The following is a 26,427-nucleotide window of genomic DNA, read 5'->3' as shown; positions in this document are numbered from 1 at the left end:
TATCTTAAAAATACAATCCATTAAATTATTTAAAGTTCAAAATATCTATCAGTCGTTCTAATCTAATAACTGATTTTCTCCATTATACTCTTCCCGCAATATAGAGTAAATAATTTGGTCTATATACCCTCTTTGACTTTTATAATTTTGGCGTAACACGCCGTCACAATGCATACCAAGACCTTCATACAGCTTTATTCCACCCACATTATCCGGATATACATCCAACCAAAAACGATTCATATTTAATTCATGAAAGGCATATTCCAAAAGCCCTTTTATAACCTCTTTTCCATAGCCTCGTCTTTTTTCTGAAATGGCAATACGCCTTAATTCCCACTTGTTTGAAATATAGTCCAAACGATTTAAAGCATATCCTACCATTTTTTTGCTTACTTTTTCTTCAAAAACCAGCAACTCATGGTTTGGATCATAAATTTCTTTTCTATGTTCCTCCGGCGTACCAATCCAAAGATAATCTCTATTTTCACTGTGACTTTCCAAAGCTATGATGCTTTCAATATCTACTTCTCTTGCTTTTGTAACCCAAAGACGATCCGTTTCAAGCAAGCGCTCTCTTTTCTCTGCTGCTTCACAAAATGATTGACTTGCTAAAGATCTTAATGCATCATCACAAAGTCGACAAACTCGAATATACGGAACTTGAAATGCACCCCAATTTTGGTAATGCTTCATCGCATCCCGATTCCAATCATGAACCCACCATTCCAAGCGCTTCATTTTATTACTCTCAGCCAAATAGGCCAGATGAGCCACCATTTGTTTTCCGCACCCTTTTCCTCTCATATGCGGCTCTACATAAAGATCAACCAATGTAATCCCCGATTTACCTAGAAAAGTAGAGAAGCTTCGATGAAATAAAGCAAAGCCTGCCGGTTTGCCGTCTATTTCTGCAAGCAAAGCCTCTGCACCCTGCTTTTCAAACATCTCCTGTTCAATTGCTTGTACCGTTACAGATACCTGATCCAGCTCACGTTCATACGCTGCAAGATCTTTTATGTATTTAACGATTAAATCTGCATCCTCTTTCTGAGCCATCCGAATGTTTATCTTATTTGTATGCATACGCTTCTCCTCCTTTACCATGATCTAAATCTTATTATACGGTTTGGATTTGAAAAAACAAGCAGTCACACCCGAAAGGGCACTCTATGGAACGAAATGACACTTCCTTTTTATTACCTTATAAAACGTTTCGCTTACATAGCAGACCTCCTCTCTTTCATTAAAATAAAATGCCCAAAGCCTGCGGTTTAATTTTTTGCAGTCTTTTACTTTTTTCACGTTCACTGCAAAGCAGCGATGACACTTCATTATATAAGGCACATTCAGCCGTTCTAACAACTTAGTAAGACCTTCTCTTTTGCATTGCATAATTCCCTCCACCGTATATACAATGCAACTTTTACTTCTAGCCTCTAAAAATAAAATGGAATCGGTATTTAAAAACGTTTCTCCCTCAAAATGCTTTATGTAAATTAGTCTTGATTCGTGCAAACGCATTTTCTCTTTAACCGAGTCTTCAAGGAATTGACTTAACGCTCCTGATGAATTTTGATCTAAAAGCGGATTTATTAAGAAGCTATTTGTTTCATTGCGAGAAATATATGCCAATCCATGAAATGCTTTATCCGTAATAAAAATAATCGGCGTTAGTTTATATCTTGATTCTTTTCTTATTTTCTCTGCTAAGCAAAAACCATTCTCTTCTTTTTGAATCGATGCCAGAAAAACCAAATCAAAAGATCGTTGCTCTTGATAAATCAGTCTCAATGCTTCCTCTGAACGAGATGTTCTCAATAATTCTACTTCCTCCGTTAAGCTCATAATAATTATTTCGGCAATCATAGCGCAACGACTTCGGTTGCTGTCAACAAGTAAAATCGATACCATCTTTCCTCCACAAAAACTCTAAGTATTAAATAGAACCATAACCGATTTTTATACTTTATCATTTGCTTTGATATGTAATCGAAAGAATAAATACACGAATACTCCTATTAAATTCATAGCTGCAAATCCAAGGTACACTGCATTGATCCCAAAATGATCCATGAAATACCCACCAATCATTTGACACAAGATTGTACTTCCGTTACATGAAATCGCCTGTATAAATGACATTGCAATCCCCAAAAATGCAATCTCCACTACTTTCGCTGCATAACGAATAAATTCAATAAGAAGGATACCGTTTACGATTCCCTGTAAAAAAAACGTACTCATCAACAGCGAGGAAGAAGGCCCACTCCCATACCAAAAGAAGCGGCAGGCAGACAAAAGCATAGCGAATAAAATCATTCGTTCCAGTGTAAATTTAGCAGAAAAGCGGTGAACCCAAGCCATACATGGAGCTTCGCTCCCAGCCATCAGCAGAAAAACCAACCCAATTCCACCTAAGCTTCCTCCTCCACTTGTATATAGAAAACCAAAAAAAGTATTATTAGCAATGTTTGTTCCTAAAACAAAAAATGCACTTAATAATATCGCACAGTATTTTCTATTTCCTAAAAGCTCCAACATGCTGTCCGTATTTCGATTCTCTTTCTCTTCATAGTTTTCTCTCTCCTCTTTTAAATCAAACTTTTCTCTCATAATAATCCAAACCATAATACCAGCTGCAAATGAAGTCATTGAAAACAGAATAAAAATCCATTGCAGACCAAAATAAGAAGCCAATTGCCCGGCAATAAATACACCGCCTGCATAGCCAACAGCTCCCCACTTTCGAACAGAGCCAAAATCGTGACTTGCTTCTAAGGTCATCGTATCTGCCAATGGGCAAATCGGAACTTGAAAAAAGAATAATAGAATATAACCCATAAGAAAAAGATAAAAATCGGATATCTGCAAGAGAAATACAGGGACAAGAACCGCAGCAAAGCAGAGAAACAAAACTACATGTTTGTTATTATTTGTTTTATAATATATATTTCCCCAAACAGGTGCAGCAATGATACCAATTGCAGTTGCAGATGCTGTCACCATGCCGATCTGTGTCCCTTTAAATCCCAATCCAAGCAAGTATTGTCCAATTAATGGGAAGACCGATCCCATCGCCGCATAAACAAAAATATAAAGCAAAGCAAATTTATAATAGTTTTGTTTCATACTCATCTCCTGTTCAATTTCTTTTTTTCCTTTTCATTATATAACATATTTTTGCATAGGGTACAAAATTGTGTACAAAATAATTAATAATTATAATAATAAATAAGATTGGTAGGTGCAAAATGATTATTATATTAATAAGGACATTTATATTATATTTAGTCGTATTATTTGTGCTTCGGGTTATGGGAAAAGGTGAACTTTCTAAAATGGACCCTTTCCAAATGGTCATTCTTTTTATGATTGCCGAGTTAGCTTCACTCCCCATTGAATCTCCGGATGTTTCTCTGCTCAATGGCGTAACTGCATTATTTTCTTTACTGTTTCTTCAAGTATTGATTTCAATTATTTCTTTGAAAAGTGAGCGTTTTAAGAAAATAATAAGTGGAACTCCCTCTATTTTAATTGATCGAGGGGCGCTTGATTTACGTGAAATGAAACGTCTGCGAATCAGTATTGATGATTTAATCGAGCAGCTGCGTTTAAAAAATTATCCTTCCATCGCTGATTTGGATTATGCTATTTTAGAGGTAAATGGTGATTTAAGTGTTATTCCTTCACCAAATAAACGCCCCGCAACTCCTTCCGACTTGTCCATAAATATGAAGGAAGAAACACTCCCTATGGTACTCATTGCAGATGGAAATTTATATAGGCAAAACCTTTCTCGTTTAAATATTACCGAAAATGAGTTAAAGGGTGAACTTCTTACTCAAAAAATTACAAACTATAAAGATGTGTTTCTCTGTTATGCAGATGAAAAGAAAACACTTCACATTTATCAGCACGACGATCCGACAAATCCAGTGAAACATATTATTAAGGAGGGTGAAAATTAAAAATGCGGTCTTTTATCATATCACTTGTTACGATTCTCCTTACATTAGGAATCTGGGTTGCTTTCATGTTTTATTGTGAAGATAGTATCGATGACTTATCAAAAGATCTTGAAAATCAGATTATCACTGAAATTGAAAATGAGAACTGGGCTACAGCAGAAGAAGCATTTAAAGATTTTTCGGATCAATGGCATGAGAACAAAAAAATATATACTTTTTTCCTTGATACAAAAACCTTGCTTGATACTGATTTTTCCATAGGGCGAGCAGAAGCTTATATTAAATTGCAGGATAGCCCGTTAGCACTCGGTGAGTTATCATGCATTCAAGAACAGTTAAAGTTTCTCTATTTGAATGAAAAAATTTCCCTTGAAAATATTATGTAAGCATAGTATGCTAAAAAGCAGTAGAGTAAATATTGCGCGTAAAGTGTCATAAGATGGGATGTTGCTTATGAACGAAAAGTGAAGGCTTGCGGTGTAATATTGCGTCCACTACTGCATTAGAGAAATGAATAGGGAAATCACGAAGATCCTTTCCTCTTTAGTGTAGTTTTGTGCTATAGCTATATTAAATTAGAAAGGATTTTTTAGTATGAAAAAAAAGCTAACTACGCAGCATTTATTGCTGAGCACTCTTTTTGCTACAATCAGTATTATTTTAACTCGTTTCTTAGGCTTTTATCTTCCATTTCTGGGATTTAATTCGGTTCGTATTAGTCTAGGAAATATTCCACTTATCCTATCTAGTTTCCTCTTAGGTCCCTTTGCCGGTTCCATTACCGGCGTTTTAGCAGACTTGATCGGTGCTACTATGTTTCCAGCAGGTGCCTATTTCCCCGGATTTACATTGAGCTCATGTCTTACCGGCTTATTGCCCGGTTTGCTGAAACCTATATTAGGCGGGAAAATGAAATGGAAGAACGTCCTCTTGATTACACTGATAACAGAAACCATCTGCTCTATTGGCTTAATCACCTTATGGCTCTCCATTATATATGGGACAAGCTATTTTGCATTGCTATTACCAAGAATCCCTGTAACAGTTCTTATGACATTTGCATATTCTTCGTTAGTAACGCTCTTATACCAGCGCCTTCGAAAACAAATCAGCTCTTAAGCCATATATACTTTAAAAAGGAATCGCTGTAAGCAAAACCCATAAAAGGATTCCGGGCACGCCTAGTAAACCCACAATCGCTGCAGAAATAAAATTTAAAGCTAAATGAAATCCAAAACATCCGCCAATCCAATTAATTGCTAATATCGTAATCCCACCCAAAACACTGTTTATAATAAGCCGTACAATTAATTTAATTGGCACTAGAAACATATACCCTAAAACATAAAGCAGTAAAATGCCGATTGCATAGGCTAATAAAATTCCAATTTCAGCTTGCATATCCATAAAATCAACTCCCTCCCGTATAATTTATGATTACGAGCATAAAATAGAATGAAAAACGGAAAGGGATGTGAAAGTAATGTGGAAAAATTTTATTAACCTTCCTCAGCCAGTAACAGAAGAAAGTAAGCTAGTCAGCTCAATTAATAAAGCGCAAAGGGACTGGCGTGATGCAGAATCACGTTTCAACGAAGCCGTTGACGCAGATTTAATTGACCAAGCCATTTATGATATGCTCGCAGCAAGAACAAAATACGGTTATCTTATGAAATTAGCTAAAGAAAAAGGGCTCCACTGTTAGGAGTCCTTTTCTTCATTCTCTTTTAAAATAGCAACTGAAGCGCTCGCACCGATGCGGTCCGCTCCTGCTTCAATCATTTTCTTCATTGTTTCCAATGTTCGAATTCCGCCTGATGCCTTGATCTGCATGCTGCTACCTACCGTCTTTTTCATCAGTTCAACATGATGTACGGTTGCCCCTCCAGAAGAAAAACCCGTGGACGTTTTGACAAAGGCAGCTCCTGCCTCTTCTGCAAGATGGCACCCAATTACAATTTCTGTATCATTTAAAAGACAAGTCTCTAAAATCACCTTAACGATCGCATTGCTCTGTTTTGCTGTCTCAACTACTTTGCGAATATCTTCTCTCACAAAATCTAGTCTTCCATCTTTCAATGCGCCGACTGCAATTACCATATCAATTTCTTCTGCTCCTTGCGAACAGGCCCATTTTGTCTCAAATACTTTTGTCTCTGTACCACAAGCTCCTAAGGGAAACCCTATCACAGAAGCAATTTTTACCTTGCTGTCTATCAATTGCTTTTTTGCGAAACTAATATAACAAGCGTTGACACAAATTGCATAGAATTCATATTTCTTTGCTTCTTCGCAAATTTGAAGAATCTCCTTCTCGGTTGCATCGGCCTTTAAAAGAGTATGATCGAAATATCCATTGTAACGTTTCATCCTCAGTCCCCCTTTACAATACATGAAAGAAAAAAGAAGCATTACTTTGCATCTTTATTTAAAATATGCGTGGTAATGCCTCGTTTAAAGCAAGTCAAATTATTTTACAATCTCACCAAAGGAATTGTTTCCAAGTCCAGCTGCATTTCCTTCATCGGTGTCCAGATGAATTTCACAATCATGTCCTTCTCCGGAACGTACTAACACATTATCAAAAATCAAAGCTCTTTCACCATCTACTTTAATTTTTACGATATCCTTATCCTTTACGCCAGCTTCTTTTGCCTGCTCCGTGGAAAGGTGAATGTGACGCAATGCTACAATCACACCATGATCCAGCTCAACTTCTCCCGCAGGTCCAACCAGTTTAACACCAGGTGTCCCTTCCAGTTTTCCTGATTCACGAACCGGTGCAGAAATGCCAGCTGTTCGTGCATCCGTCATAGCAAGTTCTATCTGTGTTTCACGGCGAACCGGTCCTAACACACGAATACCTTTCAACGTATTTTTAGGACCTACAATATCAACTTTTTCTTCACAAGCAAACTGTCCCGGCTGCTTTAAATCCTTGGTTGGATGTAACTCATGACCTTTCCCGAATAATACTTCGAGGTCGGCCTGACATAGATGCAAATGCTTATTTGATAATCCAATTGGTGCTTTGTAACTCATTTTTATACTCTCCTTTTTTTATGTACATAAATTTCTATTATTAAAAGGCTCAAAATTGAGTCTCTATAAACAACTTATTTTTCAACGAGACACGTAATATACGGAATATTACGGTACATTTGATTGTAATCCAATCCATAGCCTACAATAAACTGATCTTCTACCTCAAATCCAGTATAATCGGCTAAGATGTCTGCACTTCTTCTTGCTGGTTTATCAAGCAAAGTACATATTTTTAGGCTTTTGGGATTTCTTCCCATTAAATAGTCTTTTAAGTATTTCAAAGTTAATCCAGAATCAACGATGTCTTCAATAATCAACACATTCTTCCCCTCAATTGCCGTATCCAAATCTTTTAAGATACGAACAACTCCGGAACTCTTGGTTGAAGCACCATAGCTGGAAACAGACATAAAGTCAATTTGCACATCTAAATCGATTTCTCGGATCAAATCCGTCATAAACAATACTGCACCTTTTAGTATGCAAACAGCCAAAATAGATTCGCCTTTATATTCTTCGGTAATCTGCTTCCCTATCTCTTTGGTTCTTTTTTTTAGCTGTTCTTCACTAATCAAAATCTCACCAAATACATATTGCTTCTCTTTCACTATCGTCTCTCCTTATTTTCTGCAATCCTCCTTGCAGTCCTTATTACTCTCCTCAGATGTACATGTTTCGTCCTCACATACCTCAAAGTCTACATCATTTATTACATTTTTTCCACGATACTTTTTAGTGGTTGGCTTAATTTCATCATCTCCCACCCAATATTTATTCAATTCATCTCTTAGATGCCCCAAAATAAATACCCAAAGAATAAAGTCATCCAAAAATCCTAATATGGGTATAATTGGAGGAATTAAATCAAAAGGAAGAAGCAGGTATACAATGCCTACAATAATTAGCGCTTTCTTCCTTTTGGGCACAGATTTATCTTTCATCATGTATATAATGGTTTTTATACGTTTGATTATAAAACTTAAGCTGATAAATTGCATGGCCTAATCCTCCAGCAGTAAATCAAAAATCTCCAACAACTCGGTATTTCCGGTCTTCTTCAGTGAAGAGACCGGAACAACCAAGTCCTCTTGTGATAGTTTTAAAGTTTTTCGGATGATGGATAGATTTTTAGATAGCTCATTTCTTGAAATTTTATCTGCTTTAGTTGCTACTACAATACCATCCAAATCATAATATCGAAGCCAATCATACATCTGCACATCCTGTACAGATGGTGCATGACGAATATCGACGAGCTGGATCACCTTTAATAAATTCTGTCGGCTGGATAAATAATTTTCCATCATATCTCCCCAGCCTTCCGAAATGGACTTGGACACTTTTGCGTATCCGTATCCCGGAAGATCAACAATGCGAAAGTCATCATTGATCTCATAAAAATTTATCGTTCTTGTCTTTCCCGGATTACCACTGACACGAGCAAAGTTCCTTCGATTTAACAGCATATTGATAAGCGAAGACTTTCCGACATTCGATCGCCCTGCAAAAGCAATTTCCTTTTGGTCATCCTGCGGATATTGAGCTTTTTTAACCGCTACCGCCAACAAGTCTGCCTTTTTTATAATCATAACTTTCCTCCGTCTATTGACCTTACTTTACCAAAGCTTCTTCCAATGCATCTTCTACTGAATCCAGCAAGACAAATGTCAAATCTTTTCGTACCACAGAAGGAATTTCCTCAATATCTTTCTCATTTCCTCTCGGTAACAGTACTTTCTTTATTCCCGCGCGGTGTGCAGCCATAACTTTTTCACGAATTCCCCCTACAGGCAGAACCTTACCTCTAAGTGTAATCTCACCTGTCATAGAAACTTCTTTTTGAATCGGTGTATTTGTCAACGCGGAGATGACAGAAGTACACATAGTGACTCCGGCAGAAGGTCCATCCTTTGGTGTTGCTCCTTCTGGGATATGAATGTGCAGGTCTTTCTCCTTGTAGAATTCTTCACTAATCCCAAACTGCTTGCAATGAGAGCGAATATAGCTGATTCCTGCTTTTGCTGATTCCTGCATGACGTCTCCAAGCTGACCGGTCAAAACAAGCTTACCGGTTCCGGGAACAACTGTAGTTTCTATAAACAAAGTGTCTCCGCCTACAATTGTCCAAGCCATTCCAGTTGCCACACCAATTTCATCATCATCCTTTATACGATCATAATGATACCGCTTTTTCCCTAAATAATGTTCTATATTTCTTGGAGAAACTCTCTTTTTCTTATCTTTTCCTTCTACGACTTGGCGTGCCGCTTTCCGGCATACATTTGCCAGTTCTCTCTCCAAGTTTCTGACTCCGGATTCTCTGGTATAATCATTTATAATGGATCGGATTCCTTCCTCAGAAATGGAAATGTCTTTTTCTTTCAATCCATGCTCTTTTTTCTGTTTCGGCAGTAGATACATTTGAGCAATTTTTACTTTTTCTTCTTCCGTATATCCGGAAACAGAAATGATTTCCATACGATCCAGGAGCGGTCTTGGTATCGTTTCTATCGAATTTGCTGTCGTAATAAACATGACCTTAGATAAATCAAACGGAAGCTCTAAATAATGATCCATAAACTCTTTATTTTGCTCAGGGTCCAGCACTTCCAGCAGTGCTGACGCCGGGTCTCCTCGAAAATCCGCACCAATCTTGTCCACTTCATCAAATAAGAAAATTGGATTGCTGCTGCCTGCATCTTTCATTGCAGAAAGGATTCTCCCCGGTATTGCTCCAATGTAAGTTCTTCTGTGTCCACGAATTTCTGCTTCATCACGCACACCACCAAGTGACATACGGACAAAATTTCTATTAACTGCACGAGCAATTGACTTTGCAATGGATGTCTTTCCAACTCCGGGTGGCCCTACCAGACATAAAATCGGTCCTTTCATACTGCCTGCCAGTTTCATAACAGCTAAATATTCCAGTACCCTTTCTTTTACTTTATCTAGTCCATAATGGTCTTGATCCAAAATTTTCTTTGCTTGCTTCAGATCAATATTATCTTTTGTCAGTTTATTCCATGGCAAAGCCAAAACCCACTCAATATACGTGCGTATCACTCCGCCTTCCGCGGAAGACGGCTGAATTTTATTCAATCTTTTTATTTCTTTTTCTATCTTTTCATGCATCTTAGCAGATAGCTTTAATTTTTTTAATTGCTTCAACCATTTTTGAATTTCATCTTCAATATCTTCGTCTTGACCTAATTCTTCCTGAATTGCACGAATCTGTTCTCGCAGATAATATTCCTTCTGCGTCTTGTTCATCTGCGTTTTCACCTTACTGCTGATATCATTTTCAATACGCAGGATTTCAATTTCACGACTAAGTATGGAGCCTAAAATTTCTAATCTCTCTTCTACGTCAAATGCATTTAAAATTTCCTGTTTTTCCCCTATTTTAACATCAAGGTTAGAAGCAATAATATCCGCCAGGCGACCTGGCTGGTCTTCAGAGGCAACAGAAGAAAGCACATCCATTCCTCCCTTTGGAGTAAAGCTAAGGTATTCCTCAAATTCATTTAATACTGTGCGCATGAGTGCCACAATTCGGGGGGGAATCACTTCATAACGCTCTTCATAGATTTCATGAACTTTACATTTAAAATAAGGAACTTCTTTCAGCAAATTACGCATTTCGCCACGGCACACGCCTTCGACTAATACACGAATGTTGTCTCCAGGAAGCTTTAACATTTGTTTAATCTTTGCTACTGTCCCTACGTGATAAAAATCTTTTTGAGTAGGCAAATCTGTCTCAGCATCTTTTTGTGCGGTCAAAAAAATCATTTGATTAATCATCATCGCTTTTTCTAAAGCGGCTATAGACTTTTCTCTTCCTATATCGAAATGAAGCACCATATTCGGAAATACAGTTAAGCCTCTCAGCGGAATCAAAGGCATCGTATGAAAATTACTTTCCTGTACATCATCTATTTCATCTTGTTTTTCAATATCTGCATTCATTTCGGCATCTATATTCGCATTTATTTCAATGGGCTCTTGTTCTTCTAAGGCAGCCTTTTTCTTTTTCTCTACCATAAATGTTTCCCTCCTTCTAAATAAACAGATGCGCAAAGCAACAAAACAGGCGGCAGAGCCGTCTGTTTATGATGCGGATTCTTCCTTTTCACTGCCTTCAGTAATTTGGGTTCCTTCCAAAAGTACTAATGCCGGCCCAGTGTTACAATCAATGGTGCCTTTTGTTATGATGCATTTGCGTATATCATTTCTTGATGGAATCTCATACATAATGTCAGTCATAACCTGTTCTAATATACTTCGCAGTCCACGCGCTCCAGTTTTTCTCTCAATCGCTTTCTCGGCCACACGCATAATTGCATCTTCTTCAATCTCCAATTCAACATCATCGAATTCAAAGAGTTTTTTATATTGCTTTAAAATCGCATTTTTCGGCTCCCTGATAATTCTTACCAAAGCATCTCTTGTAAGCTCTTCTAAAGTAACCATGACCGGCAAACGACCTATAAACTCTGGAATCAATCCAAATTTCAGCAAATCTTCTGGCTGTACTTTCTTTAGCAGTTCAGAAGAATCCACTTTTGTTTGTGTCAGCTGTGAATTGAAGCCAATTGTTTTTTCACCGATTCTTCTTTGTATAATTTTATCCAAACCGTCAAATGCACCACCGCAAATAAACAGTACATTCGTCGTGTCAAATTGAATGAAATCCTGATGCGGATGTTTTCTTCCCCCCTGAGGAGGTACGCTTGCAACTGTTCCTTCTAAGATTTTCAGCAATGCCTGCTGAACTCCTTCTCCGCTAACATCACGTGTTATGGAAGGATTCTCAGATTTTCTGGCTATCTTATCAATTTCATCCACATAGATGATACCTTTTTGAGCCTTTTCTACATCATAATCCGCAGCCTGTATCAGTTTCAAAAGAATATTTTCTACATCTTCACCAACATATCCGGCTTCTGTGAGTGCTGTTGCATCTGCAATCGCAAACGGCACATTTAATATCTTTGCCAGCGTCTGCGCAAGTAAAGTCTTACCTGATCCTGTCGGTCCAATCATAACAATGTTACTTTTTTGGATCTCAACCTCATCATTTTTTTGTTTTTTTATGCTGTTAACCCTTTTATAGTGATTGTAAACAGCTACAGCAAGTGTTTTCTTTGCACCATCTTGATCAATCACATAATCGGATAAAATCTTTGCAATTTCTTTTGGTCTAGGCAGAAATCCAGATTCCATTAGATTTTTACCCGGCTCTTCAATCGCAGTGAATTCTTCATTTATAATATCTTGACATAACTCGATACATTCATCACAAATATATACATTGGGCCCCGCTACTAATCTGCGAACCTGATCTTGAGGTTTTCCGCAGAAAGAGCAACGGAGTTGCTTGCTTTCATCATACTTGCTCATATATCCTCCCCTCATTTTCTATTGGTAATCACCTTATCAATAATCCCATACTTTAAAGCCTCTTCTGCTCCCATGAAATTATCGCGATCGGTGTCACGCTCAATGGTAGCAATATCTTGACCTGTATTTAAGCTTAGAATACGATTTAGTTTTTCTTTTGTTTTAATAATCCATTCAGCATGAATCCTTAAATCTTCTGCCTGCCCTTTCATTCCTCCCAAAGGCTGATGAATCATAACTTCTGCATTCGGCAGCGCAAATCTCTTACCCTTTGTGCCTGATGATAACAAAAATGCCCCCATACTCGCTGCCATGCCAATGCATATCGTTGAAACGTCAGGCTTGATATACTGCATCGTATCATAAATCGCCATCCCTGCGGTAATTGATCCTCCCGGGCTATTAATATAAAAGCTAATATCCTTTTCAGCATCCTCAGATTCTAAAAATAAAAGCTGAGCGACCACAAGGCTTGCAGTTGTATCATTTACTTCTTCACCTAAAAACACAATTCTATCCTTCAATAACCTTGAATAAATATCGTAGGAGCGTTCGCCTCTGCTGCTTTGTTCCACTACCATAGGAATTAAACTCATTTTTTTACCCCTCTCTTTTTGATATATATATTATTTATTACTCAATTATTGCATTTTCAAACATAAATTCGATTGCTTTTCTTAATTTTATATCCTGCTTGAGGTATGCAAGGTTATCTACCTGCATCATAGCTTGCAGCTTAGATAATTCCATTTTGTACATATCAGCCATTGCCTGCATCTCTTTTTCCATCTCTTCTTTAGAAACTTCAATCTTTTCAGCATCGGCAACTGCTTCAATCACAAGACGAGTCTTCACCTTTTTCTGTGCATCGGAGCGAAGGTCTTCTCTCAAATCTTTTAATTCTTTATTTAAATACTGGCAGTACATCTGCAAGTTTAATCCCTGCTGTGACAATTGCTGCTCAAATTCTTGAAGCATTTCATTTAACTGATCTTCTACCATACAATCCGGAATATCAACATCGTTTGCTTCATAGACTTTTTCTAATACTGCATTCTTCGTTTCATATTCGACAGCTTCTATCGCTGATTTCTCTAGCTTTTCCTTTGTTTCCTTTTTTAATTCTTCCAGAGTATCAAACTCGCTTACATCTTTAGCAAATTCATCGTCTAAAGCCGGAAGTTCCTGCTCTTTGATTTCATGTACCTTGCATTTAAAAACAGCTTCCTTACCAGCTAAATTCTCCGCGTGGTATTCTTCTGGGAAAGTAACCTTAACATCTCTTTCGTCTCCTGCACTCGCACCAATCAGCTGCTCTTCAAATCCAGGAATAAAAGTGTTAGAACCTAAAGTCAAAGGCTGTCTTTCTGCCGTTCCACCTTCAAACTGTTCTTCTCCTACAAAGCCGGAATAGTCAATTAATACAGTATCCCCATCTTTTGCCGCTCTGTCCACAACAATCATTCTGGCATTTCTTTTCTGTAATGCTTCCAATTCTTTATTTATATCATCCTCGGTTACCGGATGTTCAATTTTTTCTACCTTAACACCTTTGTAATCTTTCACTTCAAATTCAGGCATGCAAGTTACGGTAATTGTAACGGTGAAGTCCTTGCCCTTTTCAATTTTTTCTTCCCCAAAGTCAGCAGAAGGGCGGTCTACTGGATTCAAAGATAATTCTTTTAATGCCTGTGGATATCCATTAGAAAACAATTCATTGATCGCGTCTTCATAAAAGACATCTTCTCCAAATTTAGATTCAATTAATTTTCTAGGGGCCTTTCCTTTACGAAAACCATCTACCACAAATTTTCCTTTACTCTTCTGGTAAACCTCTCCAATTGCCTTTTCGAAATCATCTGCAGAAAAGGTCATAGTGAACTTTGCGTCATTTTTTTCTTTACCTAATAAAGTTGCTTTCATTTTTGTCCTCCATCTCAATGAACAAGACAAATAAACTGTTTCTCCTTTATAACGATAACAGCTATAAATTTGCCCGGCTTTATATTTTATTTTATTTCCAAATGCTAAAAAAGCATATGGGTTTAAGTGTAAAGCATTTTACACTTATTTTTTCTTATTTTCTACGTCTAATTTACGAAAATGCATAAACTGCGCACATTATTATATCGTTTTCCTATTATAAAGTAAAGTATATTTCCGAAAAAGAGCTCTTTAAGCCCTTTATTCGCTCTAATTTCCTTATTTAGTGATAAAAAAACAGAAAGGACTCGATTTTTTCACCAAGTCCCTCATTATTTCTTTATTTTTCATCATTTAATTTTGTAATTCCCTGTTTTAAAAGATGTAATCCTCTTGCATATTTACTTCGGTTCTCCGGAACCAAATTGTATTTTTGAGCAAGACGTTCCCCGATTACATTTACTTCCTTTTCTTCCCCTGAAAATAATTCAATTTCTAATTCGCAAATCGGTAGCGTTCCAAAATCAGTTACAATTTCTCCTTCATCAATTGCAACTTCGCATATGGAGTCACCTGTATCAATGCGCATCCGTTTCCGTATAAAGCAGGTTTCCATTAGACTGTGCAACTTTCTGTCACCTAAAAGTTCAAGAACGGCTTTACCCTGCTCGCTCTCTTTAAAAACATCTGGAGACGGCATAATCAAACACGCCTCATCATTAATCGGAACATTAATTTCCTCTCTGCTATGAAGTCCATCCTCACAATTCCCATTCCACTTTAGAGAAGCCACAACTCGATTGCCTTCCATCCGCACGCGAAAAGCGACATCGTTCTTAGACAATACATAATCATCGGAATCAAAGTATGCTGCTTTCATTAAAATAGTTTCTCGTGATTCTATGTCTGCTATGTTTAAAAGATCCTCGTCATCCCAAATATTTTCGGCACATTCTTTATCCCCAATGCCATATTTCATTTCTATTTCCATCTTAAGACCTTTTCCTTTTTTCTTCAGTTTTCATAGTAAGAATTTCTTCTATGGAGAAGAAGACTATTTGATAGTACCATTTTTTCAGCAACATTACAACTGAAAGTTGTTGTCTGATTTCGGCGAATAATTTTTAAATATGTATGATTTTATCATGTTTGCTTATTAATTATCGTGGTATAATAATATTATTAAGTATAATTAAAAGGAGGAAATAATTATGTTATGGAAATGTAGTGTCTGCGGATATATTACGGAAGGTGATTCTGCTCCAAGTGTCTGTCCAAAATGCGGTGCACCGGCAGAAAAATTTACAGCACTCTCTGATGAGGCATCCGAAAAAATTTACAAAGCCGACCGTACAAACGACATTCATCATGAAATTGCAGCTCTAGCAGCAAAAATCAATACGCTTTGCAAGGAAGGTTTAGAAATCAATCTTGATCCTGGATGCAACAGTGCTTTCAATGCATCGAATAAACGTGCATGGGAGATTAAACAACTTGTAAAAGCAGAAATTGCGTCTCACGTTGCAAAAGAAAAATATTAATGTCCTGAAATATATTTTTTAATCATCTAAGAAAAAAGATTCTTACTTACCAAAAGAGGTATTTTAAATTTATCATTTAAAATACCTCTTTTTTTATTTTTCTTATAAATCTAGTTTATAATCTCCCAGTTTGATTTTTCCCGATTTCTTTAAGGCATAGTCTGTAAACCACGCAATGGCAGCAGGGAGAAGAAAATGTAGAAGCAAGACAGAAACTAACACTTGTCCATGAAACCCCATTGATGTGAAAGTCCCTATTTGCCCTACCAATCCAGAGGTTCCCATACCCGAACCGGCTGGTATATTTGTCATGCTGAAATACCTACTTGTGGCAATAGGACCAACAATCGCTCCTGCCAATGTCGGTGGTACTAAAATCCACGGATTTTTTATGATATTTGGAACCTGTAACATAGAGGTTCCGATTCCTTGTGCTAGCAATCCCCCTAAACCATTTTCCGGAAAACTGATGATTGCAAATCCAATCATCTGCGCACAGCAGCCTACGGTCGCCGCGCCTCCTGCCAAACCGCTTAAATTAAGCATAATGCAAAGTGCAGCACTGGAAATCGGTGCGGTTAGAACCAGTCCGACGACGACAGAAACAATGATCCCCATTAAAAATGGTCGCATGACAGTTGCGGTCATAATCACCATTCCAAGTCCGCTCATCAGTGCCGCAACCAGCGGTCCAAAAAATTGAGCAGCGGCCGCACCCATCATAATGGTCACAAATGGCGTTACAATGATATCAATTTTTGTTTCTTTAGAAGCTAGCTTTCCAAATTCTGCACCAACTGCGGCTGCTAGAAAGGCCCCCGCCGGTCCACCCATTGCAGCCCCCATACCGCCGGTAACAATACTTCCAAATAAAACAAGAGGTGGCGCCTTTAACCCAAAAGCAACTGCACCTCCGATGGCCGGCCCCATAAAACTCATTGTTGTTGTTCCTGCTGTAATGAAAAAATCAGACAACACATTTTGTCCGAAAAGCAGAACGCTCTGCTCTCCTAGCGTTTTGATAATCAGACCGATCAAAAGAGAGGAAAACAATCCTAATGCCATTGCAGATAATGCATCATTAAAATAACGCTTTCTTGAAAATACGATGTCCTTACGTTTTAAAAATTGTTTTATTCGCTCCATTCTGCCCTCCAAATTAGTTTATGTATAAAAACAATCCCATTCTATCAAATGACATTCCACATGTCAAGACATATGTATTGATTACAGTTTGACCTGTCTACACATCTATGCTATTATCATGGTATTCTTATAATTTAGGAAGGAAATTTTTATGCAAACAAAAACAAGGCGTGATCAAATTATAGCTGCACTACAGGAATCCGAAACTCCTATCAGCGCAACGACACTTGCCTCTCAATTTAACGTGAGCCGCCAAGTAATTGTCGGAGATATTGCCATTCTGCGAGCTTCCGGAAACAATATAGCTTCCACACCCAGAGGGTATTTGTATCACTCAGACAATAATGATAAGATGCCTTTTGAATATGTTGGTGTAATCGCTTGTAAACACACGTTCTCTCAATTAATTGAAGAGCTTTATACTGTTGTAGACTATGGCGGCTCTCTTATCGATGTAACGATCGAGCATGCAATCTACGGGCAGATATCAGGTGCTCTTGCTATTCATTCCCGCTATGATGCGGATTTATTCGCAACCAAAGTTCAATCAGGAGAGGGAAAACCGCTCAGCGATCTGACTGAGGGCATTCACTTGCATCGTATCGGCTGTAAAGATGTTTCTACTTTTTTACGCATAGAAAATGCCCTTTTAAAAAAGGGCATTGCTCTGCATAAATAATTTTTTATTTTTCTTGCACTTTTACTTGAATGGTTTTCGGTTCTTCTTCAAGCGTTACGGTCGAACCTAGATTTAAAGTGCTTTTTTGTAATTCCAATATAATATTATTAATCTCAACCATCCGATCCGGCGAGATTGAATCTCCTACTGCTAAATTAGTACGATATAAAATATTTTCTAGATCATCGTGAATATCTGCAATGCGCTCACGCATTTTCATAATTTCTTCCTTGTCAACCTCATCAGCGCTTGCTTCCTGTGAAGTCAATGTGGTTACATGGTTTAACTGGAATTCGGATACGCTATCAATCACCGTGCAATCCAAGCCCAATTCTTTTTTTACCAAATCTGCAAAATCATGTTTGGATTCTTGTTCGCCGTGTACCAAGAAAATATCATGCGGTTTCATTTGGAAACCCCCCAGCCAATCCATTAGCCCATCTCTGTCTGCATGTCCAGAAAATCCTTCTAAATTATGAATTTCTGCACTTACATGAATTTTTTCTCCAAAAAGTGTAACCTCTTTTTGTCCTTCAACTAAATATCTCCCTAAGGTTCCTTCGGCCTGATAGCCCACAAATACAATGCTGTTACGGGAATCCCATAGATTATGCTTTAAATGATGACGGATTCTTCCTGCTTCACACATACCACTCGCAGAAATAATGATCTTTGGCTCATGGTCGAAATTAATCGCTCTGGATTCATCACTGCTTCTCGTAAAGACTAAATTTTTAAAGTCGAGCGGGTTATCACCCTTCAGAATATAAGCTTTTGTTTCCTCATCAAATACCTGTGCATTTTTCCGAAAAACTTCTGTTGCCGTTGTTGCCATCGGGCTGTCCACATACACCATCAGTTTGTCCAATTCTTTCTTATACTTTGAGTGATCTTCATAAAACCGATTGAATTCATAAATCAATTCCTGCGTTCTTCCAACCGCAAAGGAAGGAATTACAACATTTCCACCTCTTCTTGTCGTTTCTAAAACAATCTCAATCAAGCGGTCAATGCTAGTTGCATTTTTCTCATGGACACGATTTCCATACGTCGTTTCCATAATAACGTAGTCTGCTTTTTTAATTTTTGTAGGGTTCCTGAGAATTGGCCGATCTGTCATTCCCAAATCGCCGGAAAAGACAATTTTTGAAATACGCTCCTCTTCCTCAATCCATATCTCTATAATCGCTGATCCAAGAATATGCCCTGCATCATTAAATACTACCTTCACCTGCTCGTTGATTTCGATCAATTGGTCATAAAGAACCGGTGTAATATATTTCAAGGATTCTAATGCATCATTATACGTATACAATGGTTCTACCAAAGCTTTGCCCGCGCGCTCCGCTTTGCGGTTTTTCCATTCAGCCTCTTTTTCATGAATGTATCCACTGTCTTTCAACATTACCTCAACCAAATCAGCCGTCGCACTGGTGCAATAGATTTTCCCTTTAAATCCTCTATTTACCAGAAGAGGTATCCTACCACAATGATCGATGTGGGCATGACTAAGCAAAAGAAAATCAATCTCCGCCGGGTCAAATCCAAACTCTTCATAATTCATGGCATCCATCGCTTTTCCGCCCTGAAATTGCCCACAATCCAGCAAAATTTTATACTTGTCGGTCGTAATTAAATGACAGGAACCCGTTACCGAAGTTGCTGCTCCACAAAATTTAATCTTCAATGCTTTTCCCCTCCGTTACATTTCTTAAAACAGGAATATTTGCTGTTATTTTTTTATTTTAACACAGCTTACTAACAAATAAAAGACTGCCCTCATCATTATTCGAGGACAGTCTGTGTCATTATTTTCTTCCTTCCCCTAATTTCAGCATGATATTTTATATAAACAAATTAGTATCTGACAGTTCGGCTGCTCCAAGGAAAGTTGCAACTCCGCCAATTTCGACTCCATCGATCAATTCTTCTGCTCGGATCCCCATAACGTCCATAGACATTTGACAAGCAACAATTCTTACCCCATTATCCATTGCTGCTTGAATCAGTTCTTCTAAAGAAGAAACATTTTTTGATTTCATGACCTTTCGAATCATCCTTGCACCCATTCCACTCATATTCATACGTGATAGTCCAAGCTTCTTGCTTCCTCTCGGCATCATCTTACCGAACATTCCTTCAATAAATGTTTTATTTACTTTAACTGCTTGATTCTTACGCAGAATGTTCAGTCCCCAAAATGTAAAGAACAGGGTTACTTTGCGATCCATTGCTGCGGCACCGTTAGCGATAATAAACGCTGCAATTGCTTTATCCAAATCGCCGCTGAATACGACCATAGTTTTATCGTTACCTGAGGAAGTCTGGTCAAAGTCATTGCTACAAGCTCCGGGAACTGCCCCTTTCATTTTCTGAAGTCGGACTTCATAAATGCCTTTTTGATTCTTAATCCCTTCTAAAAGATTTCCTGTACGTTCGCACCAGACCTTGATATCTGACGCAAATGCAGGGTCACTCGCACGAATGACAAGACGTTCCCCATCTTTCATATCTTTCATAGCAGAAGATACTTTCATGATCGGTCCCGGGCACTGCAAGCCACATGCATCTACTTCAATTGTTTTTGTTGTATCTGAATTGTCTTGCGGTTCTCTGCGCTTTTTTTCGTCAACTTTTTTATCGCTCTTTTCAATGAGAAGCGGCTCTTGCTCATCAATTTTATAAGTTACAAGACTATAAGTTCGATAGCCTCCGCTTAAATTTTTTACATCAAATCCATTTTGCATTAATATACGTGTAGCAATATAACCTCTAAGACCAACTCTGCAAGTTACATATATCGGTTTGCTCTTATCCAATTCATCAAGATGCTCACGTAAAGAATCCAGATTTAAATTAACTGCATTCGGCAAAGTTCCCATCATGATTTCTTCGGGTGTTCCGATATCCAAGAAAGTAACAGAGTCTAAATCCATTGTTTCCAAATCCTCTGCATACCATACCGGCATATCTCCCTTTAACATATTTGCCGCTGAAAATCCAAGCATATTAACTGGATCTTTCGCAGAAGAAAAAGGCGGAGCATAACATAGTTCCAGATTTTCCAAATCATATACCGTACCAGAAAAGCGCATAGCTGTTGCAATTACATCAATCCGTTTTTCTACACCTTCATATCCTACCGCCTGTGCTCCTAAAATCTTTCCATTCTTATCGAATAACATCTTCATGCTGATTGGTGTTGCTCCCGGATAATAGGAAGCATGCGATTGTGGATGCACATATGTCTTCTGATATTCCATACCTTCCTTTTTCAATTGCTTCTCATTCATACCGGTTGATGCTGCTGTCAATTCAAACACCTTTAACACCGCACTCCCCTGCACACCTGCACCGATGGTTTTCTCTGCCCCAAGTGCATTTTCTGCTGCAATCCGTCCTTGCTTATTTGCAGGCCCCGCAAGCGGGATCATTCCTTCTTTTCCACTTACAAGATTAATGATGCTGACCGCATCCCCTACCGCATAAATATCGGGATCTGATGTTTGATACTGCTCATTGACCGCAATGCTTCCACCAATTCCCAAGCTTAATCCTGCTTCTTTTGCCAAACGGCTTTCCGGTGCTACACCCATGCTTAAAATTGCAAGCTCACACTGCAGAGTTTTCTGTTGCGTTGTCTCAAGGCTCAAACTCCCATCCCCTTGTTTCTGAAACGACGTGACACCCGTATTTAATTGAAGATGAATCCCATTTTCAATCAAATGCTGATGCAGTATATTTGCCATTTCTTTATCCAAGGACGCTACAACTTGATCGCTATATTCTACAACCGTTACATCAAGGCCTCTTTCCTTTAAATTTTCAGCCATTTCAATCCCAATAAAACCGCCGCCGATCACCACTGCTGATTTTGTTTGATGCTGTTTTATATATTCCTCAATTCGGAAGGTATCAGGAACCGTACGCAAAGTAAAAATGCCTTCTTCATTCACTCCCGGAAAATTTGGTTTCTTTGCTTCCGCTCCTGGTGAAAGAATCAGCTTATCATAGTTTTCTTCATATTCTTTTCCTGTATCATGATTTTTTACTGTTATTTTCTTTTCTTTTGGTTGGATTGAGAGTACTTCGTTTCTCATTCTGACATCAACTGCAAAACGATTTCGCAATAACTCCGGTTTTGTGACAATCAGACTTTCCTTTTCTTTAATTGTCCCTCCAATATAATAAGGTAATCCGCAATTTGCATAAGAAATATATTCTCCTTTTTCGAACAAAATAATTTCGGCATTCTCATCTAAACGACGTAAACGTGTTGCCGCACTCGCCCCTCCTGCTACGCCTCCAACAATACATATCTTCATATTATGCCTTCCTTTCCCATTCAACTTTATTTCAATTTTAAAAAATTTTTTCTGTTTATTCTCAGCATAGACAATTTGTATGAAATTGTATGTGACAAAGTCACCTTATTTCTCGATTTTATTGTGATTAAGTTACAGAAATATATGCGTTTTCTCTTTATACTTAATTTTAACAAAAGCGTTTCAGAAAACGCCTTAAAAAAATTAACCATTTACTCTAAAATTTTAAAATGAAAAGGAGAGAAATAAAATGACAATGCAAATAACAAAAAATAATTTCGAACAAGAGGTATTGAATAGTAAGAAACCCGTTATTTTGGATTTTTGGGCACCATGGTGCGGTCCTTGCCAAAAGCTTGGCCCTATTATAGAGGAACTTGCACAAGAGATTAAAGATGAGGCTACTGTAGCAAAAATTAATGTAGATGAACAGCCTGAACTTGCAAGAAAATATCGTGTTATGTCTATCCCCACCGTTATGATTTTTAAGGATGGTGTATGCACCCATACATCTGTAGGCGTAAAATCGAAACAAGAATTCATACAGATGGTTCGATAAACCAATGAACCCCTTTTAAATTTTCTTTCTACTTTACTTTCAATGTTTGCTTTGCTTGTAACTAGAGCTTTGATAAGGTATAATTAATCCTATAAAGGAGGTTCGTCATATGCCTTTTACAAGCAAAGAAATTGAATTTATTCAAAACGCCTTGTCTTTTTGGAACCATTTGACGCCAGTCCAGCAGGATTCTCTAAAAAAAGATATGATAAAGCAGCACTTTTCATCGGGAGAATCCCTGCACACTGGCTCAGATGACTGTTCCGGTCTATTTTTGATTCAATCAGGTCAACTTCGCATATACATGATATCTGAAAGTGGCAGAGAAGTAACACTCTATCGGCTTTTTGACCGAGACGTATGCATTTTCTCCGCTTCCTGCATTATGCCTAACATCACTTTTGATGTCCATATTGAAGTTGAGAAGGATACGGATTCCTTTCTTCTTCCAACCGCATCTTACCGCCAGCTTGCAAATGAATCCATTTCTGTGCAGTCTTTTATGAATGATTTAATGGAATCTCGCTTTTCAGATGTAATGTGGGTCATCGATCAAGTTCTGTTTGCCAGCTTTGACCGTCGTCTTTCTAATTTTCTGTTAGAGCAATCTAATATCGAGCAAAGTAATACATTAATCATTACACAGGAAAAAATTGCAAACAATATTGGATCTGCGAGGGAAGTAGTCACCCGAATGTTAAAATATTTTCAAAGTGAAGGAATTGTGCGTTTATTCCGTGGTGGAATTGAAATTTTAGATAAGGAAAAATTGCAGGAATAATCTAACAATGCGCTATGAAACGGTGGAAAAAAATATTATTTTGTGCTATATTATTAATTGACTTATAACAGTATCTCCCACAGTTACGGGAAATTTATTTAAGGATTAAGGAGTTTCAATGATATATCTTCCATTGCAGCATTTGCAGCCGGGTATGGTACTTGCACGATCGGTATATTACCATCCAACTTCTCTTCCCCTTATCGTTGCAGGACAGCAGCTAGGTTCACCAATGATCAGAAAGCTTACTGAATTAAATATTTCCGGCGTGTATATTGAAAGTAAATTTGCAAGTGATATTGAAGTAAAAGAATTTATTGAACCAAAGATAAAACAACAAGTTACCAATGAACTAAAATCGCTTTACGGCGGCTACTTACATAATATGCCTCTTTCTACTTCTACAATTGATTCCATGCGCAACATTGCAGAGAAGCTTTTAAATTATATAACTTCGAAAGAAGAATTTTTACTGAACATAATAGATATCAAAGACTATGATACTTATACCTATTCCCATAGTATTTATGTGGGAACTCTAAGCGTCCTAATAGGCATGCAGCTTAATTATTCGGAAAATCTTCTCCTTCATCTTGCTATGGCTGGACTTTTTCATGATATTGGAAAACTGGATATTTCATTAGATATTATCAATAAAAAAGGTCCTCTCACACCTGAAGAATTTGATGAGATTAAAACACATCCCAAAAAAGCAATTAGCCGACTGGAGTTTAGCCAAAAAATTCCGAATATTGTTTTGTCGGCGATAGAAAGCCACCATGAAAAATACAATGGAACCGGATATCCCTATGGCTTGAAGGGAGATGACATCCCAATTTACGGGCGTATTTTAGCCTTAGCAGATGTTTATGATGCATTAACTTCATCTCGTTCTTATCGACGTGCATGGCTTCCGAATGAAGCAGTAGAATATATGATGGGTTGCGGAGGCACCCATTTTGACCATGATCTCTTAAAAGCATTTCTTAGGATCATTGCAGCTTATCCGGTTGGAACCGTTGTCCAACTCAGCAATGGCTCTTTGGCAATCGTTCTGCAAAACTCAAAGGAACATATCCTTCGTCCCAAAATTCGTCTACTGACACCAGAAAATCTAGCAAACACGGATGTGGATCTCGCTACAGACCGTAGTTTCTTTAACGTCACCGTTACCGGCACAATCACTGACGTAGATAAGCTTCCAAATACAATCTTTGAGTAAAAATATAAAATACGTCTTGCTTAGTTGTGTAAACCTTCCAAGGCGTATTTTTATTTCGTTATCTATCAGTTTTTCTATTTTCTAATAGGAAGATATCCCCGTTGCTTCTTGTATTTGATATAACTTATACTTTAAGAAATCATCATTCGCATATGTCTTAAATTCCACCGTATAATCGCCGTCCTCGTTATTCCATAACCGTTTAAAATAGGACTGAATGGTTTTTGAAATATCCGTATCTCTCACAGTAACAATTTCCAAATCACTTTCTAAATTATAACCCTTTAGATTTCTTCTCGTATAATTCGCGGACCCCATCAAGATGATATTATGTACCGGATAAGTAAACGATGCCAGTTTTACGTGGTACTGTTCCTCTCCAATATTGTACCATTTTATAGTAAAGTTTTCTTCTTCACCCAGCTTCGATAAAGACTGACAATTAGGCGATCCATTCATTTTTACGCCAAAAGCATTTTTGTTTGGATCGGCGATTAATTCAATAAGAACCCCACGTTTCGCAGCTTTTTCCAATTCATCAATCACAGAAAACTCACTCAGATAAAACATGCCTATTTGAATCTTATCACCTTTTTTTGCCGCACGAATGCATTCAAGCAAACGATTATAAATCGCTTTCTCCGTCAAATATTTTACTTTCGTATTTGACAGATACGATTGCTCTCCTTGATAGTATTCAAAATAAGGTAATTCCTCTCCGGAAAAGATTGCGACACGCCTCTCCGCTTCAATCATATCATTGAGAACGGGACTTTTCACTACTACTGCAACATTTGAATGATAGCTACTTGCATCGTGTGGGTTCGCTGATGTAATCATTCCTTCTTGGTCTGTGATAAGAAGCTTTCGATGGTTTGCCTTCAAATTTAGCAAGCCTAAAAAATTTCGAATATTCACTTTTGGCTTTTTTGTATCGGTAGGGTTTTCAATCCATCCTTTTCCTTTCGTTCCAAACCATTTTATGTAAGCTCTATAATAACCAGAAAACAACGGATTTGAATCCTTCATTTGCGTTAAATCCGTCAAAATAACCTGGATGTCACTATCCCTCATGCTCTGGATAGCCTCTTCTTCATAAGCTCCGTAAAATCCATTGATTGGGTCCGTAATAAAGACAATCGGCATATCTGGATTTAACTTTCTCTTTTCAATCAATGCATTTGTGATGCTAGCAACCGCATTCGGATATTTTTCAGAATTTCGGTCATAGGCATCGTTAAATAAAAACATATCCATAAGAATGAATTCCTGTGCGGCTTCAATCATACTAATTTCACGCTTTAAGATATTTAATTCGTGGATCACCTTACCTTCCCGCAGAAAAGTGAAATCCACAAGAAAATCAATTGCCTCTGCTTCATGATAATCGCCTTCAAAGGAAGTCCCGTCGGGCCCTTTTTGAAATAGGCTCCAGCAAATGGGAACAATTAAAACTAGAAATAAAAGTATACTGATTATTATCTTCTTCATAAATTCCTCTGATCTATTTTTCCGCAAGTACTAAGCTTTCTGGTTTTTTTCAGTTCATTCAATTTTCGTTTACATTGTATTTCCTTCAAATGCATACGTTATTATGAGGTGATTGTCATGACTCCGCAGGAAGTTACTACATTTATTACATTTACAGCAAATATCATATCGAAAGACATGTCTGCGGAAGAGTTAGATCGTTTAGCAGATTGCTTTTCATATTTTGCCACTACCCTGTATTTGTTATCTGATTTAGTTGCAAAGCAAGAGAATACAGATGGTCTAGATACTTTAAATCCTTTAGATAACTTAAATATATAATTCTTTATTTTAAAAGA

Annotated in this window: 28 protein-coding genes and 1 riboswitch; of the genes, 10 read left to right on the top strand and 18 right to left on the bottom strand. The window is 37.7% G+C overall.

The annotated features are described in order from the left end of the window. Nucleotides 1-57 precede the first annotated feature (57 nt). The 3 genes from U5921_RS08940 to U5921_RS08930 form a co-directional block, all read right to left on the bottom strand. Nucleotides 58-1,086: a GNAT family N-acetyltransferase gene (locus U5921_RS08940; protein WP_324822543.1), complete on the bottom strand. Its 1,029-nt coding sequence runs from the start codon at nt 1,084-1,086 to the stop codon at nt 58-60. A gap of 84 nt (nt 1,087-1,170) precedes the next feature. Further along, nucleotides 1,171-1,914 carry a LytR/AlgR family response regulator transcription factor gene (locus U5921_RS08935; RefSeq protein WP_324822540.1) on the bottom strand — a complete coding sequence of 248 codons (744 nt, stop codon included), beginning with the start codon at nt 1,912-1,914 and terminating at the stop codon, nt 1,171-1,173. 48 nt (nt 1,915-1,962) lie between these two features. Beyond that, nucleotides 1,963-3,132, bottom strand: a complete 1,170-nt coding sequence (locus U5921_RS08930; protein WP_324822538.1) for an MFS transporter — start codon at nt 3,130-3,132, stop codon at nt 1,963-1,965. Nucleotides 3,133-3,254: 122 nt separating this feature from the next. Here U5921_RS08930 and U5921_RS08925 point away from each other — a divergent pair, with 122 nt between their 5' ends. The 3 genes from U5921_RS08925 (at nt 3,255) to U5921_RS08915 (ending at nt 5,090) form a co-directional block, all read left to right on the top strand. Then, nucleotides 3,255-3,971, top strand: coding sequence for a DUF421 domain-containing protein (locus U5921_RS08925; RefSeq protein WP_324822535.1), 717 nt, complete (start codon nt 3,255-3,257; stop codon nt 3,969-3,971). Between the two features lie 65 nt (nt 3,972-4,036). Beyond that, entirely contained in the window at nt 4,037-4,357 is a 321-nt protein-coding gene (locus tag U5921_RS08920; RefSeq protein ID WP_324822531.1) for a DUF4363 family protein, read from the top strand. Nucleotides 4,358-4,376: 19 nt separating this feature from the next. Beyond that, nucleotides 4,377-4,470: riboswitch (THF riboswitch) on the top strand. Between the two features lie 95 nt (nt 4,471-4,565). Further along, the gene (locus U5921_RS08915) at nt 4,566-5,090 is read left to right on the top strand and encodes a folate family ECF transporter S component (protein WP_324822528.1); all 525 of its coding nucleotides are present in this window, start codon (nt 4,566-4,568) and stop codon (nt 5,088-5,090) included. 12 nt (nt 5,091-5,102) lie between these two features. Here the strand turns inward: U5921_RS08915 and U5921_RS08910 are convergent, their stop codons facing one another. Continuing rightward, the gene (locus tag U5921_RS08910; protein WP_324822526.1) at nt 5,103-5,378 is read right to left on the bottom strand and encodes a pro-sigmaK processing inhibitor BofA family protein; all 276 of its coding nucleotides are present in this window, start codon (nt 5,376-5,378) and stop codon (nt 5,103-5,105) included. Between the two features lie 76 nt (nt 5,379-5,454). On the opposite strand from U5921_RS08910, the gene U5921_RS08905 reads away from it, so the two are divergent. Continuing rightward, nucleotides 5,455-5,676 (top strand): YaaL family protein, encoded by a 222-nt coding sequence (locus tag U5921_RS08905; RefSeq protein ID WP_324822522.1) that lies wholly within the window; start codon nt 5,455-5,457, stop codon nt 5,674-5,676. Here U5921_RS08905 and deoC read toward each other — a convergent pair. The 10 genes from deoC to U5921_RS08855 all read right to left on the bottom strand — a co-directional run bounded on the left by deoC (nt 5,673) and on the right by U5921_RS08855 (nt 15,336). Then, the gene (deoC, locus tag U5921_RS08900) at nt 5,673-6,341 is read right to left on the bottom strand and encodes a deoxyribose-phosphate aldolase (protein WP_324822520.1); all 669 of its coding nucleotides are present in this window, start codon (nt 6,339-6,341) and stop codon (nt 5,673-5,675) included. The two genes, U5921_RS08905 and deoC, sit on opposite strands and share 4 nt — an antisense overlap. 99 nt (nt 6,342-6,440) lie before the next feature. Next, complete coding sequence (pduL, locus tag U5921_RS08895) at nt 6,441-7,013, bottom strand: phosphate propanoyltransferase (protein ID WP_324822517.1); 573 nt, start codon at nt 7,011-7,013, stop codon at nt 6,441-6,443. A gap of 74 nt (nt 7,014-7,087) precedes the next feature. After that, the gene (gene hpt / locus U5921_RS08890; RefSeq protein ID WP_324822514.1) at nt 7,088-7,624 is read right to left on the bottom strand and encodes a hypoxanthine phosphoribosyltransferase; all 537 of its coding nucleotides are present in this window, start codon (nt 7,622-7,624) and stop codon (nt 7,088-7,090) included. Between the two features lie 12 nt (nt 7,625-7,636). Beyond that, nucleotides 7,637-8,014, bottom strand: coding sequence for a YkvA family protein (locus U5921_RS08885; protein WP_324822511.1), 378 nt, complete (start codon nt 8,012-8,014; stop codon nt 7,637-7,639). Nucleotides 8,015-8,017: 3 nt separating this feature from the next. Next, nucleotides 8,018-8,605 (bottom strand): ribosome biogenesis GTP-binding protein YihA/YsxC, encoded by a 588-nt coding sequence (gene yihA / locus U5921_RS08880; RefSeq protein WP_324822508.1) that lies wholly within the window; start codon nt 8,603-8,605, stop codon nt 8,018-8,020. Nucleotides 8,606-8,627: 22 nt separating this feature from the next. Further along, entirely contained in the window at nt 8,628-11,063 is a 2,436-nt protein-coding gene (gene lon, locus U5921_RS08875; protein WP_324822505.1) for an endopeptidase La, read from the bottom strand. 66 nt (nt 11,064-11,129) lie between these two features. Beyond that, the gene (clpX, locus tag U5921_RS08870) at nt 11,130-12,422 is read right to left on the bottom strand and encodes an ATP-dependent Clp protease ATP-binding subunit ClpX (protein ID WP_324822502.1); all 1,293 of its coding nucleotides are present in this window, start codon (nt 12,420-12,422) and stop codon (nt 11,130-11,132) included. Between the two features lie 11 nt (nt 12,423-12,433). Further along, nucleotides 12,434-13,045, bottom strand: a complete 612-nt coding sequence (gene clpP / locus U5921_RS08865; RefSeq protein ID WP_324825975.1) for an ATP-dependent Clp endopeptidase proteolytic subunit ClpP — start codon at nt 13,043-13,045, stop codon at nt 12,434-12,436. Between the two features lie 10 nt (nt 13,046-13,055). Next, nucleotides 13,056-14,345 (bottom strand): trigger factor, encoded by a 1,290-nt coding sequence (tig, locus tag U5921_RS08860; RefSeq protein WP_324822499.1) that lies wholly within the window; start codon nt 14,343-14,345, stop codon nt 13,056-13,058. Nucleotides 14,346-14,685: 340 nt separating this feature from the next. Then, nucleotides 14,686-15,336 (bottom strand): CYTH domain-containing protein, encoded by a 651-nt coding sequence (locus U5921_RS08855; RefSeq protein ID WP_324822496.1) that lies wholly within the window; start codon nt 15,334-15,336, stop codon nt 14,686-14,688. 220 nt (nt 15,337-15,556) lie between these two features. On the opposite strand from U5921_RS08855, the gene U5921_RS08850 reads away from it, so the two are divergent. After that, nucleotides 15,557-15,886, top strand: coding sequence for a rubredoxin-like domain-containing protein (locus U5921_RS08850; protein WP_417764998.1), 330 nt, complete (start codon nt 15,557-15,559; stop codon nt 15,884-15,886). A 102-nt stretch (nt 15,887-15,988) separates the two neighbouring features. On the opposite strand, the gene U5921_RS08845 is transcribed toward U5921_RS08850, so the two are convergent. Further along, nucleotides 15,989-17,032 carry a PTS sugar transporter subunit IIC gene (locus tag U5921_RS08845; protein ID WP_324822493.1) on the bottom strand — a complete coding sequence of 348 codons (1,044 nt, stop codon included), beginning with the start codon at nt 17,030-17,032 and terminating at the stop codon, nt 15,989-15,991. Between the two features lie 151 nt (nt 17,033-17,183). Here U5921_RS08845 and U5921_RS08840 point away from each other — a divergent pair, with 151 nt between their 5' ends. Further along, nucleotides 17,184-17,711 (top strand): transcription repressor NadR, encoded by a 528-nt coding sequence (locus U5921_RS08840; protein WP_324822490.1) that lies wholly within the window; start codon nt 17,184-17,186, stop codon nt 17,709-17,711. Nucleotides 17,712-17,715: 4 nt separating this feature from the next. Here U5921_RS08840 and U5921_RS08835 read toward each other — a convergent pair whose 3' ends face one another. Further along, nucleotides 17,716-19,398 carry an MBL fold metallo-hydrolase gene (locus U5921_RS08835; RefSeq protein ID WP_324822487.1) on the bottom strand — a complete coding sequence of 561 codons (1,683 nt, stop codon included), beginning with the start codon at nt 19,396-19,398 and terminating at the stop codon, nt 17,716-17,718. A 157-nt stretch (nt 19,399-19,555) separates the two neighbouring features. After that, nucleotides 19,556-22,036, bottom strand: a complete 2,481-nt coding sequence (locus U5921_RS08830) for a DsrE/DsrF/DrsH-like family protein (RefSeq protein ID WP_324822485.1) — start codon at nt 22,034-22,036, stop codon at nt 19,556-19,558. Between the two features lie 250 nt (nt 22,037-22,286). On the opposite strand from U5921_RS08830, the gene trxA reads away from it, so the two are divergent. The 3 genes from trxA (at nt 22,287) to U5921_RS08815 (ending at nt 24,598) form a co-directional block, all read left to right on the top strand. Then, entirely contained in the window at nt 22,287-22,595 is a 309-nt protein-coding gene (gene trxA / locus U5921_RS08825; protein ID WP_324822482.1) for a thioredoxin, read from the top strand. A gap of 109 nt (nt 22,596-22,704) precedes the next feature. Then, nucleotides 22,705-23,376: a Crp/Fnr family transcriptional regulator gene (locus U5921_RS08820; protein ID WP_324822480.1), complete on the top strand. Its 672-nt coding sequence runs from the start codon at nt 22,705-22,707 to the stop codon at nt 23,374-23,376. 118 nt (nt 23,377-23,494) lie between these two features. Then, a complete protein-coding gene (locus tag U5921_RS08815; RefSeq protein ID WP_324822476.1) occupies nt 23,495-24,598 on the top strand; it encodes an HD-GYP domain-containing protein in 1,104 nt (367 codons plus the stop codon). An 81-nt stretch (nt 24,599-24,679) separates the two neighbouring features. On the opposite strand, the gene U5921_RS08810 is transcribed toward U5921_RS08815, so the two are convergent. Beyond that, nucleotides 24,680-26,089 carry a phospholipase D-like domain-containing protein gene (locus tag U5921_RS08810; RefSeq protein ID WP_324822473.1) on the bottom strand — a complete coding sequence of 470 codons (1,410 nt, stop codon included), beginning with the start codon at nt 26,087-26,089 and terminating at the stop codon, nt 24,680-24,682. Between the two features lie 117 nt (nt 26,090-26,206). Between U5921_RS08810 and U5921_RS08805 the strand changes: the two genes are divergently transcribed. Further along, nucleotides 26,207-26,410 carry a hypothetical protein gene (locus U5921_RS08805; protein ID WP_324822471.1) on the top strand — a complete coding sequence of 68 codons (204 nt, stop codon included), beginning with the start codon at nt 26,207-26,209 and terminating at the stop codon, nt 26,408-26,410. The last annotated feature ends 17 nt before the right edge of the window (nt 26,411-26,427 follow it).

Origin of the sequence: Sinanaerobacter sp. ZZT-01, from assembly GCF_035621135.1 — a bacterium.
Taxonomy (GTDB): Bacteria; Bacillota; Clostridia; order Peptostreptococcales; family Anaerovoracaceae; genus IOR16.
Note: the sequence above shows the minus strand (reverse complement) of the source record. Positions and strands in the feature narration are given on the sequence as shown.

What these genes read in the sequence shown, in the direction of transcription:
- U5921_RS08940 (WP_324822543.1), bottom strand. Translation starts at nt 1,086, where the DNA reads ATGCATACAAATAAGATAAACATTCGGATGGCTCAGAAAGAGGATGCA.
- U5921_RS08935 (WP_324822540.1), bottom strand. Translation starts at nt 1,914, where the DNA reads ATGGTATCGATTTTACTTGTTGACAGCAACCGAAGTCGTTGCGCTATG.
- U5921_RS08930 (WP_324822538.1), bottom strand. Translation starts at nt 3,132, where the DNA reads ATGAAACAAAACTATTATAAATTTGCTTTGCTTTATATTTTTGTTTAT.
- U5921_RS08925 (WP_324822535.1), top strand. Translation starts at nt 3,255, where the DNA reads ATGATTATTATATTAATAAGGACATTTATATTATATTTAGTCGTATTA.
- U5921_RS08920 (WP_324822531.1), top strand. Translation starts at nt 4,037, where the DNA reads ATGTTTTATTGTGAAGATAGTATCGATGACTTATCAAAAGATCTTGAA.
- U5921_RS08915 (WP_324822528.1), top strand. Translation starts at nt 4,566, where the DNA reads ATGAAAAAAAAGCTAACTACGCAGCATTTATTGCTGAGCACTCTTTTT.
- U5921_RS08910 (WP_324822526.1), bottom strand. Translation starts at nt 5,378, where the DNA reads ATGGATATGCAAGCTGAAATTGGAATTTTATTAGCCTATGCAATCGGC.
- U5921_RS08905 (WP_324822522.1), top strand. Translation starts at nt 5,455, where the DNA reads ATGTGGAAAAATTTTATTAACCTTCCTCAGCCAGTAACAGAAGAAAGT.
- deoC (WP_324822520.1), bottom strand. Translation starts at nt 6,341, where the DNA reads ATGAAACGTTACAATGGATATTTCGATCATACTCTTTTAAAGGCCGAT.
- pduL (WP_324822517.1), bottom strand. Translation starts at nt 7,013, where the DNA reads ATGAGTTACAAAGCACCAATTGGATTATCAAATAAGCATTTGCATCTA.
- U5921_RS08885 (WP_324822511.1), bottom strand. Translation starts at nt 8,014, where the DNA reads ATGCAATTTATCAGCTTAAGTTTTATAATCAAACGTATAAAAACCATT.
- yihA (WP_324822508.1), bottom strand. Translation starts at nt 8,605, where the DNA reads ATGATTATAAAAAAGGCAGACTTGTTGGCGGTAGCGGTTAAAAAAGCT.
- lon (WP_324822505.1), bottom strand. Translation starts at nt 11,063, where the DNA reads ATGGTAGAGAAAAAGAAAAAGGCTGCCTTAGAAGAACAAGAGCCCATT.
- clpX (WP_324822502.1), bottom strand. Translation starts at nt 12,422, where the DNA reads ATGAGCAAGTATGATGAAAGCAAGCAACTCCGTTGCTCTTTCTGCGGA.
- tig (WP_324822499.1), bottom strand. Translation starts at nt 14,345, where the DNA reads ATGAAAGCAACTTTATTAGGTAAAGAAAAAAATGACGCAAAGTTCACT.
- U5921_RS08855 (WP_324822496.1), bottom strand. Translation starts at nt 15,336, where the DNA reads ATGGAAATAGAAATGAAATATGGCATTGGGGATAAAGAATGTGCCGAA.
- U5921_RS08850 (WP_417764998.1), top strand. Translation starts at nt 15,557, where the DNA reads ATGTTATGGAAATGTAGTGTCTGCGGATATATTACGGAAGGTGATTCT.
- U5921_RS08845 (WP_324822493.1), bottom strand. Translation starts at nt 17,032, where the DNA reads ATGGAGCGAATAAAACAATTTTTAAAACGTAAGGACATCGTATTTTCA.
- U5921_RS08840 (WP_324822490.1), top strand. Translation starts at nt 17,184, where the DNA reads ATGCAAACAAAAACAAGGCGTGATCAAATTATAGCTGCACTACAGGAA.
- U5921_RS08830 (WP_324822485.1), bottom strand. Translation starts at nt 22,036, where the DNA reads ATGAAGATATGTATTGTTGGAGGCGTAGCAGGAGGGGCGAGTGCGGCA.
- trxA (WP_324822482.1), top strand. Translation starts at nt 22,287, where the DNA reads ATGACAATGCAAATAACAAAAAATAATTTCGAACAAGAGGTATTGAAT.
- U5921_RS08820 (WP_324822480.1), top strand. Translation starts at nt 22,705, where the DNA reads ATGCCTTTTACAAGCAAAGAAATTGAATTTATTCAAAACGCCTTGTCT.
- U5921_RS08815 (WP_324822476.1), top strand. Translation starts at nt 23,495, where the DNA reads ATGATATATCTTCCATTGCAGCATTTGCAGCCGGGTATGGTACTTGCA.
- U5921_RS08810 (WP_324822473.1), bottom strand. Translation starts at nt 26,089, where the DNA reads ATGAAGAAGATAATAATCAGTATACTTTTATTTCTAGTTTTAATTGTT.
- U5921_RS08805 (WP_324822471.1), top strand. Translation starts at nt 26,207, where the DNA reads ATGACTCCGCAGGAAGTTACTACATTTATTACATTTACAGCAAATATC.